The sequence below is a fragment of the Nocardia sp. CS682 genome, from assembly GCF_004634405.1.
Taxonomy (GTDB): domain Bacteria; phylum Actinomycetota; class Actinomycetes; order Mycobacteriales; family Mycobacteriaceae; genus Nocardia; species Nocardia ninae.
In genome coordinates this window covers 4,426,294-4,439,929 of the sequence record NZ_CP029710.1, presented here as the reverse complement: position 1 = coordinate 4,439,929, position 13,636 = coordinate 4,426,294, and the positions used below count along the sequence as shown (strand labels likewise).

Here is a 13,636-nt window from a genome sequence, read left to right as displayed (position 1 = left end):
GTGGCGCTGCGCGTGGATCTCCTGGCAATTCACGTGGCGGACGAGTTCGTGAGTGGGTGCTAGACCGATCCTGCCGCACGGGGATTGTGCTGCTGGGCACCGAATCGTCGTCAGCGAATTCGGGGCCGGAACATTGCACGCGTCATGATGCGGCGCTCGCCTGCGCGGGTCATCCTGGGACCATGGCGAGGGAACCACGAGACGGGGTGCCGGACCTCGTGCGCGCGGTGGCCGGTTCGCTGGTCGCCGTCGGATCTGCCTGGGTGGTGGCGTCTTTCGTGCCGTTGTACGAGGTGGTTGCCCGCGACGACGAGGACGGGCGGGCGTGGCGATATCTCGCGGTGGCGCAGGTGGTCGGGTGGGGCGGCATTGTGGCGTCGGTGCTGTGGGCGGTCGTGCTGATGGTGCGGAAGGTGCGTGACCGCAGGCCGATCGGCTGGACGCCGCTGATCGCGGTGCCGTTGATCATCGAATCCTGGGTGGCCGGATTCCTGATCGCACTGGTGCTCGTCTCGATCTGACGCGGCGCCCACCGCACGATGGGCGCCGCGTCCGATCGGGTCAGAGGCGTTCGAGAATCATCGCGTTCGACAAACCGCCTGCCTCGCACATGGTTTGCAGCCCGTAGCGGGCACCGCGGTCCTGCATGGCGTGCACCAGGGTGGTGGCCAGCCGCGAGCCCGAGGCGCCGAGCGGGTGACCGATGGCGATGGCGCCACCGTTGACGTTCACCTTGCCGAGGTCGGCGCCGGTCTCCTCGGCCCAGGCGAGCACCACCGGCGAGAAGGCCTCGTTGACCTCGAACAGGTCGATGTCGGCGAGCTGGAGTCCAGCGCGCTGCAACACCTTTCGGGTCGCCGGGATCACCGCGGTGAGCATCAGCAGCGGGTCGTCGCCGACGACGGCGAAGCTGTGCAGCCGAGCCAGCGGCTTCAGTCCGAGCTCCTTCGCGCGCTCGCCGGTCATGATCAGCACCGCGGCGCTGCCATCGCTGACCTGGCTCGCGCTGGCCGCGGTGATCTCCCAGCCGATCTGCGGGAACCGGGCGGCCATCGCCTCGTCGTAGTAGGCGGGGCGCAGCTTGGCGAGGGTGTCCAAGGTGCTGCCGACCCGGATGCCCTCGTCGGTGGTCAGCCCGTTGATCGGCGCGAGTTCGCCGGCGAACAGGCCGTTTTTCGTTGCCAGCGCCGCCTTTTCGTGGCTGCCGAGCGCGAACTCGTCGAGCTGGCTGCGGGTCAAGCCCCACTTCGCGGCGATCAGTTCCGCGCTGATTCCTTGCGGCACCAAGCCTTCCGGATAACGCGCGGCGAAGCCGGCACCGGAGAAGTCCTCTGAGCCGAACAGGTTGGCGCCCATGGGAATTCGGCCCATCGATTCGACCCCGGCGGCCACGACGATGTCGTAGGCTCCCGAGATCACGCCCTGTGCGGCGAAGTGGATCGCCTGCTGGCTGCTGCCGCATTGCCGGTCCACCGTTGTCGCGGGGACGGATTCGGGGTACCCGGCGGCCAACGCCGCGCGCCGGGTCATGTTCGCGCCCTGCTCGCCGACCTGGGTGACGATGCCGGCGATCACGTCGTCGATGAGCGCCGGATCGATGCCGCTGCGCGTCACCACTTCGCGCAGGCTGTGTGCGAGCAGGTCCACCGCGTTGACGTCGTGCAGTGCGCCGTTCGGCTTGCCCTTGCCGATCGGGGTGCGGACCGCTTCGACAATTACCGCGTCTCTCATCGTGTTTCCTCTCGGACCGAGAGCCCGGCGGCCTTGCCTGGCTCTATCAACACATAGTCAGGTTACACCTGGCAATAGTTGAGACAAGTCAGCTGGGCTATGATGTCCGTCATGGCAGCAGTGATGGAAGGACCCCTGGCCGATCTGAGCTCGTGGCAGCCCACGGAGTGCTCGATCGCCAAGGCGATCGAGCTGGTGGGCACCCGCTCGGCCATCCTCATCCTGCGCGAGGCCTACTACGGCACCACCCGCTTCGACGGCTTCGCCCAGCGCGTCGGCATCACCGACGCCGCAGCCGCCACCCAACTCCGCAGGCTCACCGAAGCGGGCCTGCTCGCCAAGCAGCCCTACCAGGAAGAGGGCAAACGCACCCGCCACGAATACGTCCTGACCCCCAAGGGCCGCGATTTGCTTCCGGCCGTCCTCGCCCTCATGCAGTGGGGCGACACCTACCTCCAACCCGGCCCGCCCCCACTCCTGCTGGTCGAAGAAGCCACCGGCGCTCCCGTCCGCGTCCAAGTCCGCAGCGACACCGGCCGGGAAATAGCCCTCGACGATCTGGCCGTCCGCCTCAACCCCGACTACCTCGACACCATTCGCCCCCGCAAACGCGGCAAGCGCTGACCGCACCCTCGCTGCACCGCAACGCCATTCACCTGTTCCTCGCCGATGTCGAGCGCGCGGCGTTGCTGAGCAGTTCGCTTGCCGGAATAGCGCGCCTTTATGCACGGTGACCAGCCCGAACGCCGTGTCAGCGGGCGTGTCAGGTCGGCGTCAGTGCGGTGTCAGCCGGGTTGGCGACAGTAGTCCTCATGAACAGCACAGCAGCTACCACCACCTCGACCGATTCGACCTGGACCGGCATGGTTCCGGTCGACGACACCGCCTTGGCCGTCACCGACACCGGCGGGACCGGCCAGCCGATCGTCTACCTGAACGGCGCCTACGCCGACCAGAAGCACTGGCGGCGGGTCATCGCCGAACTCGGCCCCGGCTTCCGGCACATCACCTTCGACGAGCGCGCCCGCGGCAAATCGCAGCAATCGGCCGACTATTCCTTCGAGGCCTCGTTGCGCGATATCGATGCCGTGCTCGCGGCACGCGGCGTGCACCGGGCGATTCTCGTTGGCTGGTCTTACGGCGGGATCCTCGCGTGGCACTGGGCCGACCGCAATCCCGATCGCGTCGTCGGCGCGGTGATCGTGGATTCCGCGCCGTACGGCTTGACCGGCGAGGCGGGCCGGGAGCGGATCCGAAAGTTGTTCCACCGGATGCGTTTTCTGCTTCCGCTGGCCCGCCCCTTCGGCATGGCCGCCCGCATGAGCGCGGCTCAGCACGCCGAGGTCGGCATTGATGCCAACGAGTACGCCGCCGCCAGCGTCCCGATCCTCAGCCGCCTGACCCGCCCCGTTCGGTTCGTCCTGGCGACCGGTGACAGCCTCGGCAGCGAGAAAGGTGAGATGGAAAAGGTGCGGGCCGCACTGGATCCGGTGCTGGCCGCCAACCCGAATGTCACCGTGAGCGCGAAGGTCCCCAGCAACCATTCGCACATCCTGCGCAAGGACTTCCGCGCCGTCGCCGCTGCGGTCCGCGAGACGGCGGCCGGCTAGGTCGGCGGGGCGGGGCGGAGCTCGCCGGGGTGGCTCTGGACGTGCAGTTCGTGCCAGTGGCCGGGGGCGTAGTAGCGGACGCCGTGCGACGTACTGTCTACCACCAGGACCCCGCCGTGGAACCAGAATCGGTCCTCGTCGCCGTACTCGAGGGCGCGCTGTTCGGTGTCGCGGGTGTACACGGTGAAAGCCATGCGTACCACGCTATCGGTCGGCATCGAACCCGGTGGGCCGAAGCAGTTTTCGCTGGGCGCGCGCTCTGCCGGATGCCGACCGTGTCGGAAGCGGCTCCGCTGCGGGAGCCGCTTCCGGCCTCACTGCCGTTGGTGGAACGCTCAGTTGAGGCGGCGACCGTCCTCGGCGGAGAAGAAGTAGGTGTGCTGCGGGTCGGTGGACAGGCGGACGCGGGTGCCCTTTGCGGGCGGGTTACGCCAATCCGCCCGCGCCACAATGGTTTCCCCGCTGGCATTGCCCTCGGAGGTGGTGCGGCCGTAGATGTAGGCGTCGGAGCCGAGTTCCTCGACCACGTCGACCTCCATCTCGATGCCGGAACCGGCGCCGTTGCCGAGCTCGAAGTGCTCGGGGCGGATGCCGACCGACACCGAGCCCTCGGCCGCGTCGATCACCGAGCGCGGCAGCGGCAGCACGTGGCCGCCGAGCGACACGCGTCCATCGGACACCGGCAGGGTGAACAGGTTCATCGCGGGCGAGCCCATGAAGCCGGCCACGAACACGTTGACCGGGTCCTGGTAGAGATCGCGCGGGGTCGCACACTGTTGCAGCAGACCGTCTTTGAGCACCGCGACGCGATCGCCCATGGTCATCGCCTCGACCTGGTCGTGCGTGACGTACACGGTGGTGGTGCCGAGCCTGCGCTGCAACTGCGCGATCTGGGTGCGGGTCTGCACCCGCAGTTTGGCGTCCAGGTTGGACAGCGGCTCGTCCATCAGGAACACCTGCGGCTGGCGCACGATCGCGCGACCCATCGCGACGCGCTGACGCTGACCGCCCGACAGTGCCTTCGGCTTACGGTCCAGGTACGGCTCCAGGTCGAGCAGCTTGGCCGCCTCCTGTACCCGCTTCTGCGTCTCGGCCTTGGCGACCTTGGCCAGCTTCAGTGCGAAGCCCATGTTCTCGGCGACGGTCATGTGCGGGTAGAGCGCGTAGTTCTGGAACACCATCGCGATATCGCGTTCCTTGGGCTCGGCGTGCGTCACGTCGTTGGCGCCGATCAGGATGCGCCCGTCGCTGACGTCCTCCAGGCCGGCGAGCATGCGCAGCGAGGTCGACTTGCCGCAGCCCGAAGGGCCGACCAGGACAAGGAATTCGCCGTCTTCGATCTCCAGATTCAACTGGTCGACAGCGGGTTTGGTGGATCCCGGGTAGAGCCGGGTAGCGCGGTCGAAGGTCACCGTGGCCATGACAAAATCACATCCCATCACCGGCAGGAACGTGCCGGACGATCCGAGTAAGGGTTGACCGGCGACATTACTATGTCTGCTCGATTTCCGCTCGAAATGCTCGAGTTCGCGCGACACGGGTACGGCGCGCCAGGTCGGTTGCGGATCGTATTGCCAAGTGTCCAGGGCGCTTACCGCAGGCGCCGGTAGCCTCGACAGGGGACCGACCCGAAGCAACGAGGAGGCTTTCATGAGCGAGCGTAGCGAGGTGGCGGCATGACCCGCGCGGTGCGTATCGGTGTCCAGATCCAGCCCCAGCACGCCCCGGACTACGGGCTGATCCGCGACGCAGTCCTGCGCGCCGAGGACGCGGGCGTCGACATCGTCTTCAACTGGGACCACTTCTACCCACTCAGCGGCGACCCCGACGGCGCGCATTTCGAATGCTGGACCATGCTCGGCGCGTGGGCCGAGCAGACCGAGCGGGTGGAGCTCGGCGCCCTGGTCACCGGCGGCGGTTACCGCAACCCGGACCTGCTCGCCGACATGGCGCGCACGGTGGACCACATCAGCGACGGCCGCCTCATCCTCGGCATCGGCGCGGGCTGGTTCGAGAAGGACTACGCCGAGTACGGCTACGAGTTCGGCACCGCGGGCACCCGGCTCGCCCTGCTGAAGGAGCACATGGCCCGGATCAGTGCTCGCCTGAAGAAGCTGAACCCGCAGCCGACCCGCGAGATCCCGATCCTGATCGGCGGTGGTGGCGAGAAGAAGACCCTGCGCCTGGTCGCCGAGTACGCCGACGTGTGGCACAGCTTCGCCGACCTCGACTCGCTCGCGCACAAGAACAAGGTGCTCGCCGACCACTGCGCGGCCGTCGGCACCGACCAGTCGAAGATCGAACGTTCGGTGCAGTGGCCCGGGGCCAAGGAGGCTCAGGCCTTCGTCGACGCGGGCGTTTCGCTGTTCACCATCGGTGTCAGTGGTCCGAAGTACGACCTCAGTGAGGTGGAGCTGGCGATCCGCTGGCGCGACGAGGTGAATCCCGAGCAGGTGAGCGGACTCGCCTGAGGTTCGACTCGCGGTCGACCACGCCGAGCCGACGGCGCTCGGCGTGGTCCCGATCACCGACTCACCAGGTATCCGACGAGGCGGTCGGTGCCCGATCCGGATTGCCCGGCGGCCGGCACCCCTCGAACGCCGAATTCGGATCACAGTGATCCGAACTCTGTCGTTCCTGGTCCGACTTGTCCCAGTCCAGCTGGCACCTCGTCCACGATGGGGTAGCTGCGGGTTAGCACTCGGACGCCGCTAGGGTTCTTCATCATGGCTGGTCTGCCCGCTGTGCGGTCTCGTGCGTTGATCGCCGTGATATTGCTTTCCGTCGGTCTCGCGGCCACGGCGTGCGGTTCCGGCTCCGACGATGTGCCCACCGCACGCAATCTGTGTTCACCGCCGGGGCTGAGTGCGGCCGCGGCCGCGCCGACGAACCTGGCGTCCGCGCAAGCCGCGGGCGCGGACAAATACACCACCGCGACCACCGCGCCGCTGACCTCGATCGATACCTCGAAGCTCGGCCTGATCGCGCCGGGCAAGCTCAGCGTCGGCACGCTCTCGGACGCGCCGCCGAGCATCTGCGTGAACGGCCAGGGCTCGTTCACCGGTTTCGACAATGAACTGCTGAAGGCGATCGGCGCGAAACTCGGTCTGCAGGTGGAGTTCTCGGGCACCGACTTCTCCGGCCTGCTCGCCCAGGTCGCGGGCGGACGTTTCGACGTCGCCTCGTCGAACATCACCACCACCGACGCCCGCCGTCAGCTGGTCGGCTTCACCAACGGCTACGACTTCGGCTACTTCTCCCTCGTCACCCCGGTCGGCAGTGCCGTCAAAGGCTTCTCGGACCTCAACCGCGGCACCCGGATCGCGGTGGTGCAGGGCACGGTGCAGGACGAGTTCGTGGTGAACCAGCTGGGCCTGGACCCGGTGAAGTTCCCGGACTACAACACCGCCTACGCCAACCTGAAGTCCGGCCAGGTCGACGCCTGGGTGGCGCCGTCGGCGCAGGCCGAGGGCGCGATCCGGCCGGGTGACGGAACGACGGTGTCGCAGAACACCTTCAGCCTCGACAACTTCGTCGGCTACGCGGTCGCCAAGACCAACCAGCCGCTGATCGACGCGCTCAACAGCGGCCTCGACGCCGTCATCGCGGACGGCACCTACGCCAAGCTCTACCAGGACTGGGTGCCCAGGCAGCTGCCGCCGGGCTGGAAGCCGGGCTCCAAGGCGGCGCCGCTGCCGCAACTGCCGGACTTCGCCGCCCTTGCCGCGGAACGCGCACCGGATGCGGCCGCGCAGAACGCGCCGAAATCCACGCTGCAGCAGTTGAAGGACACCTTCTTCGATTGGTCGTTGTACCGCCAGGCCTTCCCCGATCTGTTCAAGACCGGCCTGCCGAATACCCTGATCCTCGCCGTGGTTTCGGGTGTGCTCGGCACCGTGCTCGGCATGCTGCTCGCGGTCGCGGGCATCGCCCGGACCCGCTGGCTGCGCTGGCCCGCGCGGATCTACACCGACATCTTCCGCGGCCTGCCCGCGGTGGTGATCATCCTGTTGATCGGCCTCGGCGTCGGCCCGGTGGCGCGCAATCTGACCGGCAACAATCCCTATTGGCTCGGCGCGGTTGCGCTGGCATTGCTGGCCTCGGCGTATATCGGCGAGATCTTCCGGTCGGGTATCCAGTCGGTGGAAGCCGGTCAGCTGGAGGCCGCCCGCGCCATCGGTTTCGGCTACCGGCAGGCAATGACCCTGGTGGTGATCCCGCAGGGCGTCCGGCGCGTGCTGCCCGCGCTGATGAACCAGTTCATCGCGTTGGTCAAGGACTCGTCGCTGATCTACTTCCTCGGACTGCTCGCCACCCAGCGCGAACTGTTCGCGGTCGGGCGCGACCTCAACGCGCAGACCGGAAACCTGTCCCCGCTGGTGGCCGCCGGCCTGGTCTACCTGCTGCTGACCATCCCGCTCACCCACCTGGTGAACTACATCGACCGCCGCATGCGCACCGGACGGCCGGACCGGCCGATCGACCCGGTCCAGGCCGCCACGATCACGGAAGGGCGGGGATAACGATGAGTGCTTCCCTCACCGGCACCGGACTGCACCTCACCCTCGGGCACAACCACGTACTGCGCGGCATCGACATCCACGTCGACGCGGGCAAGACCACCACGGTCATCGGCCCGTCCGGCTCCGGCAAGTCGACGCTGCTGCGCGTGCTGAACCGGCTCTACGAGCCGGACCAGGGCGACGTGCTGCTCGACGGCAAATCCGTGCTCACCGAGGACCCGGACAAGCTGCGCCAGCGCATCGGCATGGTGTTCCAGCACTTCAACCTGTTTCCGCACAAGAGCGTGGCCGACAACGTCTCGCTCGGCCCGCGCAAGCTGCGCGGACTGTCCAAGGACGAGGCGCGCGCGGTCGCGGTGGAGCAGCTGGAGATCGTCGGGCTGTCCGACAAGCTCGACACCCGGCCCGCGAACCTGTCCGGCGGACAGCAGCAGCGGGTCGCCATCGCCCGGGCCCTGGCCATGAAGCCGGAGGTCATGTTCTTCGACGAGGCCACCTCGGCGCTGGACCCGGAGCTGGTCAAGGGCGTCCTCGCCCTCATGGCCGACCTAGCCTCGGGCGGCATGTCGATGATCGTGGTCACCCACGAGATGGGCTTTGCCCGCACGGTGTCCGACAGCGTCGTCTTCATGGACGAAGGGCAGGTCGTGGAGACCGGCACGCCCGACGCGCTGTTCGACAACGCCGAGACTCCGCGCCTGCAAAGGTTCCTGTCCCAGGTGCTGTAGCGCACCCCTGGCTAACTGCATTGATGCGCATCTGCTAATGTGTCTTCGCTCACATATCCATCTGTCCATGTCCGGAAAGAGGGAGATCTGATGACAACGGCACACCTGCAGCACACCGCGCACGACCACGCCCACGGCCCCAACTGCGGGCACACGGTGATCGAGCACGGCGACCACGTCGACTACGCCCACGACGGCCACCTGCACCGTGAACACGACGGCCACTACGACGAGTGCGAGCCGCAGGGCCACACCGAACACGCCGACCACACGCACCAGCACGGCGACGGCTGCGGCCACGACACCGTCCAGCACGGCGACCACGTCGACTACATCCACGACGGCCACCGCCACGCCGCACACGACGGACACTACGACGAGCACTGAGGCTGCCCCGCCTCGCTCATCCGCCTCTCCGCGTATTCAGGCCAGGCTCAGGCGCGGCGATCGGGGCGTTGGCGGCCGGCGGGGGGAGTGGGTGGGCAGGTCAGCCCGTGCCCGGTGAGTTAACTCATGTGCTTGCGAGATCAGTCGGTTCGCCCGGTGACCGGATGGTCGATCACGGGGAAAGACCGGGGGCTCTAGAGTCATCCCCGTGATCGAGGCGATAGAGATTCCCACTGCTGCCGGGACGTTCGATGCGCTGTCGAGTGGGGGAGCCGGTGGGCGGGAAGTGCTGCTGCTGCACGGGTTTCCGGAGGCGGCGATCGAGTGGGAGTTCCAGCTCCATGCGCTCGGTGGCGGTGGGTGCCATGTGGTGGCGCCTGATCAGCGGGGGTACTCACCGGGTGTGCGGCCGGACCAGGTGGCCGACTATCGACTCGAGGAATTGGTCGGCGATGTGATCGCGATCGCCGACGAATTGGGTTGGCAGCGGTTCGATCTGGTCGGGCACGACTGGGGGGCTTATGTCGGGTGGGCGGCAGCGGCGGATATCCCGGAACGGATCCGCAGTTTCACCGCGGTGTCGCTGCCGCATCCCGCCGCCTTCCTGCGGGCAATGACCGAGGACGAGGATCAAGCACAACGGTCGCAATACTTTTCGCTACTCCGGAAACCGCGGGTGGCGGAGCGGGTGCTACTCATGGACGACGGGGCGGGACTGCGGAAGATCTTCGAATGGAAGATCGCCGAGGAACGGATCGACGACTACGTGCACCGGCTCACGCAGCCGGAAGCGCTGACGGCGGCGCTGAATTGGTATCGCGCAATGCATCTGTCCGGACCGACCGGCCCGGTATCGGTGCCGACGCTCTACGTCTGGAGCACCGACGACAGCACCGTCGGCTCCACCGCGGCCCTGGCCACCGAGAAGTACGTGACCGGCCCGTATCGATTCGAAATACTCGAGGAAGTGTCGCACTGGATCCCCGAACAGGCGCCCGAGGAATTGACCCGCCTGATCATGCAACACCTTCTCGCACACCGCACCTGACACCCGGCCGTCACATTTTCCGGACACGCCATTCGTTCCGGTGATCTCGGTATGGCAAACCACCGGAGGCGAACCCATGGACTTCAAGGAAATCAACCGCGCCACCATTGCCCAATTCCGGGCGGGCGGCGAGATCGAGGGCATGCAGCGGGACAAACTCTTGCTGCTCACCACCACCGGTCGTGCCACCGGCCAGGCCCACACCACCCCGATGATGTTTCATCCCGACGGCGACCGGCTGCTCGTCATCGCCTCGAACCTGGGCGCGTTTGAACATCCGGACTGGTACCGGAACCTGGTGGCGGACCCGGAGGTGACGGTCGAAATCGGCGACGAAACCTACACCGCGCTCGCCGCCCCGTTCGAGGGCGAAGAATACGACCGCGTGTGGACGATGCTGAAGCAGGCCTATCCGTTTTTCGCCGAGCACGAAACCAAAACCGACCGCGCCATTCCGGTCGTCGCGCTAACAAGACGGTGACGCCCCGATCCAAAAGGGCGCGCGGCTCCGAATGCGGAGCATGCCCAACACGAACACACGCAATCTGCACGAGTTGTCCGCGGACATCGCCGCCGTCGTCCGGGACGTGGTGGCCACCGGCGCGGACGCGGTGATCACCGACGACGGAACCGAAGTGGCGGTCATCATGTCGATGGCCGATTACGACCGCCTGCACCTGTACGCCGAGCTGGCGGACGCGGCCCGGCCCGGTTACGCGGGCGCGACCGAGTTCCGGGCCATGTCCATCTCGGAGATGCTCGACGTCCTCGGCGTGCACCCGACGGTGGACCGTGGGCTGCGTGGCTGACGCACGTGCACAGCGTCATTCATGTGCACAGCGTCGCGAACGCCGACCACAGCAGCGGCGAGTGCTCGATGGTGCGTTCGGTGCGCCAGGCCTGCAGTCGCTCGCGCTGCCAGTGCGCGAGCGCGGTCACCGGGTCCGGTTGTTCGTGCGCCGCGTCGATGGCGCAGATGGCGTCTTGCAGCGGGCGGGCGTGCGCGGGCGCGCCCGCGATGCGATGGAAGGCGAGATCGGTGGGCAGCGGCCAGCGACTGGCCGTCACCAGCTCGGCACCGTTGTTGATCATGGCGGCGGTCAGCCCGAGCGCCTCGGTGAAGCGCATGTCCCCGCCGCTCTCGCAGGCGATCAACGCCACCCGGCTGGGGATGGGCCAAAGGTCGCGGCCGTCAGTGGGTTCCGCGGCGAGGGCGTGGGTGCCGAGCAGGAAGTCCTTGGCGGACAACGGCCGATGGGTGCGGTTCGGCACGGCGAAGCCGAGAGTGTCGGCGGTGCACGGCAGATGGAGTTCGGCGTCCTCGCTCTGCCCGGATTCCGGCGGTGCGGCGGTGACGTGGCCGACGTAGATCAGGCGGCTCGCGCCGTCGCGTAGGGCTTTGCTCAGCCAGCTGCGGTCGACATCGGTCCGGCGGAAAACCTCCGTCGGGTCGACTACCGCGGGCAGCAAGCGGTCCTGTGCGGCGTACGCGGCAATCCGTTGGGTAAGAGGGGCTTCCGGCGCCATGCGGCCGAGCACCGAGCCGAGCGTCGAATCGGCCCGGAAGCCGGGAATCCGCGGGTCCAGGAGGGCGACTACGGGTGCGTGCCGCGTCTCGGTCCACCTGCGCGACAGGCGTTCCGGCGCGTGCACGATGCTGGCCGGTGCCAGCAGGCTCACGTCGGCGATATCGATCAGCCGGACCTGTGGGCCGGGGGCGATGAGCTCCCACGGCACCTGAGCCACCCGCGGCGACGGTTGCAGGCGAATGTGCGGACGGACCCCGCGCTGATACAACTCGTACAGCTGGGCGGCCAGGCCCTGCGGCAGCAATGCCCGGGAAAGTGCCTGGGCAACAAGGTACTCGGTGTCGTGGGCGGCGAACGCCCCGGTGGTCAGCGAGCGTTCGAGACCGCCCGGCTCGGCGGGGTGCGGTAAGGCATCGGCCAGTCGTCGCACCGCTGCCAGCACCGGCTCGCCCGGCAACATGGCGGCCCCACGTGGCGCGGTGTCCCCGGCCCAGCGCCAGGACATGTACACATCGCCCGCATCCGCCATGCGCACGACGACGGTCGGCTGGTCCGGTGTCATACCGTCAGCACCCGGCTGTCGCGGATCACCCGGCCGTAGCGTTGTTCAGCGGCAGCGATGTAGGGGTCCAGGGCGATCCGGCCCTCCGCAGCCAGCGCGAGCCGCGGCGGCGGCGAAACCGGAAGGCCCGCGCTCGCCGCGACTTCGGCCAGCGCGGCACCCAGCTGTAGTGCGGTCGTACCGGCTTGTCCGGCGGGATCGGCGGGGGGATCGAGCAGTTCGAGCGGCAGCCGGACGGCACGACCGCCCTCGGATCTATCGAGATTCACGGTGGTACCTGCGCATTGTGTTTCGATCAGGTCGGCGAGGAGCAGCCCGTTGCCCGAGAGATAGGCGAAGCGGAAGGCCAATCGCATGGCGGGGTCGGCGATCTGGCGGTTCCACTGGTCGCGCTGGTTGCCGTTGGGCAGGGTGTAGCGCACGGCATCGATGGCCAGCGCGGCCGGAATGGCGAGGTCGACCGCCTGGGCGAGCAACTCGGGTGCGGGCGCGTCCGAGGCGGCGACGGCGCCTTCGAGCAGCGTCGCATGCCAGAAATCCAGCTGGGCGCAGTGCAGGCCGAGACCACGTTCGGCATACGCGCCGAACGCCTCGGCCAGCAAGGCCTCGCACTCGGCGAACCGGCCGGTTTTGAACGCCACGGTGGACAGGCGCATGCGCAGGTCGGCGGCGTCGAGCACCGCGCCGGACTCGACGAAGTAGGCCAGACTGCGGCGGTACAGCTCCTGCGCCTGGTCGAGATCCGCGCGGCCCTCGGCGAGGAAAGCCAAGGTCTTGAGCCCGATTCCGGCGCGGTAGCCGAGCCCGGCCTGTTCGAAGTACCGCTGGCTGGCGCGCAGCGGTGCTTGCGCCTCGTCGAAACGCTCGACACGGACGAGCATGGTGGCGAGGTTCTGCTGGGTCTCGGCGACGGCATTGCGGTCACCCGCCGCCTCGAACGCGGCGAGGGCCTGCTTGGCGAAGTCGACGGCCAGGTCACGACGGCCCGTCTCGAAATATGTTGCGGCCAGGTTCATCAGCGGATGTCCAGCCAGCTGCGGCGCGAAACGCCTGGCCGCGTCCAGGGATTCGGTGGCCAGTTCGGCGGCGTGGGCCCAGTGCTGGCGGTGCAGGGCCACGGCGGTCAGGGACAACAGGCAGGAGACGCGCAGGACGCCCTGATCGGTGGTGTCGGCGAGCAATTCGCGCGCCTGCTCCAATGCCGCTTGGGCTTCGTCGAGTTCGCCTAGATGCTGCAACGCCTGCGACATGTTGACCAAGGCGGTGGGTCGCAACCGTGGCGCGTCCGCAGGCATCGCAGCGAGCGCTTCGCGGTACAGACTCAGCGATCTGGCGTGGTCACCGAGCTCGTCCGCCATGCTCGCCGCGTTGACGATGGCGCCGAGGCGGACGTCGCCGGTGGTGGTCCGCGCGGCGTCCTCGAAAATTCGCAGAGCCCCGGCTGTGTCGCCGCGGCTGTATGCCTCGGCGCCCGCGACCAGGAGCTCGCGGCCGTCGGCGGGTGTTGCTTCGGTCATG

At 68.0% G+C, this 13,636-nt stretch carries 15 protein-coding genes; 10 read left to right on the top strand and 5 right to left on the bottom strand.

The features are described from left to right. The first annotated feature begins 182 nt into the window (after positions 1-182). The gene (locus DMB37_RS20070; RefSeq protein ID WP_135234034.1) at positions 183-521 is read left to right on the top strand and encodes a hypothetical protein; all 339 of its coding nucleotides are present in this window, start codon (positions 183-185) and stop codon (positions 519-521) included. A gap of 40 nt (positions 522-561) precedes the next feature. Here the strand turns inward: DMB37_RS20070 and DMB37_RS20065 are convergent, their stop codons facing one another. Then, complete coding sequence (locus tag DMB37_RS20065) at positions 562-1,731, bottom strand: thiolase family protein (protein ID WP_135234033.1); 1,170 nt, start codon at positions 1,729-1,731, stop codon at positions 562-564. 99 nt (positions 1,732-1,830) lie between these two features. Between DMB37_RS20065 and DMB37_RS20060 the strand changes: the two genes are divergently transcribed. Together DMB37_RS20060 and DMB37_RS20055 are read left to right on the top strand one after the other, a co-directional pair. After that, positions 1,831-2,355 carry a helix-turn-helix domain-containing protein gene (locus DMB37_RS20060; protein WP_135234032.1) on the top strand — a complete coding sequence of 175 codons (525 nt, stop codon included), beginning with the start codon at positions 1,831-1,833 and terminating at the stop codon, positions 2,353-2,355. 188 nt (positions 2,356-2,543) lie between these two features. Further along, complete coding sequence (locus tag DMB37_RS20055) at positions 2,544-3,341, top strand: alpha/beta fold hydrolase (protein WP_135234031.1); 798 nt, start codon at positions 2,544-2,546, stop codon at positions 3,339-3,341. Here DMB37_RS20055 and DMB37_RS20050 read toward each other — a convergent pair. Further along, a complete protein-coding gene (locus DMB37_RS20050; protein ID WP_135234030.1) occupies positions 3,338-3,535 on the bottom strand; it encodes a hypothetical protein in 198 nt (65 codons plus the stop codon). The two genes, DMB37_RS20055 and DMB37_RS20050, sit on opposite strands and share 4 nt — an antisense overlap. Before the next feature lie 141 nt (positions 3,536-3,676). After that, positions 3,677-4,762 carry an ABC transporter ATP-binding protein gene (locus tag DMB37_RS20045; protein WP_107653361.1) on the bottom strand — a complete coding sequence of 362 codons (1,086 nt, stop codon included), beginning with the start codon at positions 4,760-4,762 and terminating at the stop codon, positions 3,677-3,679. 255 nt (positions 4,763-5,017) lie between these two features. Between DMB37_RS20045 and DMB37_RS20040 the strand changes: the two genes are divergently transcribed. The 7 genes from DMB37_RS20040 to DMB37_RS20010 all read left to right on the top strand — a co-directional run bounded on the left by DMB37_RS20040 (position 5,018) and on the right by DMB37_RS20010 (position 10,836). Next, on the top strand, positions 5,018-5,812 hold the full coding sequence (locus DMB37_RS20040) for an LLM class F420-dependent oxidoreductase (protein WP_135234029.1): 795 nt from the start codon (positions 5,018-5,020) through the stop codon (positions 5,810-5,812). 255 nt (positions 5,813-6,067) lie between these two features. Then, the gene (locus tag DMB37_RS20035; protein WP_135234028.1) at positions 6,068-7,864 is read left to right on the top strand and encodes an ABC transporter substrate-binding protein/permease; all 1,797 of its coding nucleotides are present in this window, start codon (positions 6,068-6,070) and stop codon (positions 7,862-7,864) included. A 2-nt stretch (positions 7,865-7,866) separates the two neighbouring features. After that, positions 7,867-8,592 (top strand): amino acid ABC transporter ATP-binding protein, encoded by a 726-nt coding sequence (locus DMB37_RS20030; protein ID WP_135234027.1) that lies wholly within the window; start codon positions 7,867-7,869, stop codon positions 8,590-8,592. Between the two features lie 90 nt (positions 8,593-8,682). After that, positions 8,683-8,979: a hypothetical protein gene (locus tag DMB37_RS20025; RefSeq protein ID WP_135234026.1), complete on the top strand. Its 297-nt coding sequence runs from the start codon at positions 8,683-8,685 to the stop codon at positions 8,977-8,979. 208 nt (positions 8,980-9,187) lie between these two features. Beyond that, on the top strand, positions 9,188-10,027 hold the full coding sequence (locus tag DMB37_RS20020; RefSeq protein ID WP_167768890.1) for an alpha/beta fold hydrolase: 840 nt from the start codon (positions 9,188-9,190) through the stop codon (positions 10,025-10,027). Positions 10,028-10,067: 40 nt separating this feature from the next. Continuing rightward, complete coding sequence (locus DMB37_RS20015; protein ID WP_240772463.1) at positions 10,068-10,508, top strand: nitroreductase family deazaflavin-dependent oxidoreductase; 441 nt, start codon at positions 10,068-10,070, stop codon at positions 10,506-10,508. Between the two features lie 40 nt (positions 10,509-10,548). Continuing rightward, positions 10,549-10,836 carry a type II toxin-antitoxin system Phd/YefM family antitoxin gene (locus tag DMB37_RS20010; protein WP_135234025.1) on the top strand — a complete coding sequence of 96 codons (288 nt, stop codon included), beginning with the start codon at positions 10,549-10,551 and terminating at the stop codon, positions 10,834-10,836. Positions 10,837-10,855: 19 nt separating this feature from the next. On the opposite strand, the gene DMB37_RS20005 is transcribed toward DMB37_RS20010, so the two are convergent. Together DMB37_RS20005 and DMB37_RS20000 are read right to left on the bottom strand one after the other, a co-directional pair. Further along, complete coding sequence (locus DMB37_RS20005; RefSeq protein WP_135234024.1) at positions 10,856-12,118, bottom strand: CHAT domain-containing protein; 1,263 nt, start codon at positions 12,116-12,118, stop codon at positions 10,856-10,858. Then, positions 12,115-13,635, bottom strand: a complete 1,521-nt coding sequence (locus DMB37_RS20000) for a lipopolysaccharide assembly protein LapB (protein WP_135234023.1) — start codon at positions 13,633-13,635, stop codon at positions 12,115-12,117. The genes DMB37_RS20005 and DMB37_RS20000 overlap by 4 nt, the downstream gene beginning before the upstream one ends. Between the last annotated feature and the right edge of the window lies 1 nt (position 13,636).

Bases quoted from the DNA above. Each gene is read 5' to 3' on its own strand.
- DMB37_RS20025 (WP_135234026.1), top strand. From the start codon at position 8,683: ATGACAACGGCACACCTGCAGCACACCGCGCACGACCACGCCCACGGC.
- DMB37_RS20055 (WP_135234031.1), top strand. From the start codon at position 2,544: ATGAACAGCACAGCAGCTACCACCACCTCGACCGATTCGACCTGGACC.
- DMB37_RS20000 (WP_135234023.1), bottom strand. From the start codon at position 13,635: ATGACCGAAGCAACACCCGCCGACGGCCGCGAGCTCCTGGTCGCGGGC.
- DMB37_RS20005 (WP_135234024.1), bottom strand. From the start codon at position 12,118: ATGACACCGGACCAGCCGACCGTCGTCGTGCGCATGGCGGATGCGGGC.
- DMB37_RS20030 (WP_135234027.1), top strand. From the start codon at position 7,867: ATGAGTGCTTCCCTCACCGGCACCGGACTGCACCTCACCCTCGGGCAC.
- DMB37_RS20050 (WP_135234030.1), bottom strand. From the start codon at position 3,535: ATGGCTTTCACCGTGTACACCCGCGACACCGAACAGCGCGCCCTCGAG.
- DMB37_RS20010 (WP_135234025.1), top strand. From the start codon at position 10,549: ATGCCCAACACGAACACACGCAATCTGCACGAGTTGTCCGCGGACATC.
- DMB37_RS20065 (WP_135234033.1), bottom strand. From the start codon at position 1,731: ATGAGAGACGCGGTAATTGTCGAAGCGGTCCGCACCCCGATCGGCAAG.
- DMB37_RS20035 (WP_135234028.1), top strand. From the start codon at position 6,068: ATGGCTGGTCTGCCCGCTGTGCGGTCTCGTGCGTTGATCGCCGTGATA.
- DMB37_RS20070 (WP_135234034.1), top strand. From the start codon at position 183: ATGGCGAGGGAACCACGAGACGGGGTGCCGGACCTCGTGCGCGCGGTG.
- DMB37_RS20040 (WP_135234029.1), top strand. From the start codon at position 5,018: ATGACCCGCGCGGTGCGTATCGGTGTCCAGATCCAGCCCCAGCACGCC.
- DMB37_RS20060 (WP_135234032.1), top strand. From the start codon at position 1,831: ATGATGTCCGTCATGGCAGCAGTGATGGAAGGACCCCTGGCCGATCTG.
- DMB37_RS20045 (WP_107653361.1), bottom strand. From the start codon at position 4,762: ATGGCCACGGTGACCTTCGACCGCGCTACCCGGCTCTACCCGGGATCC.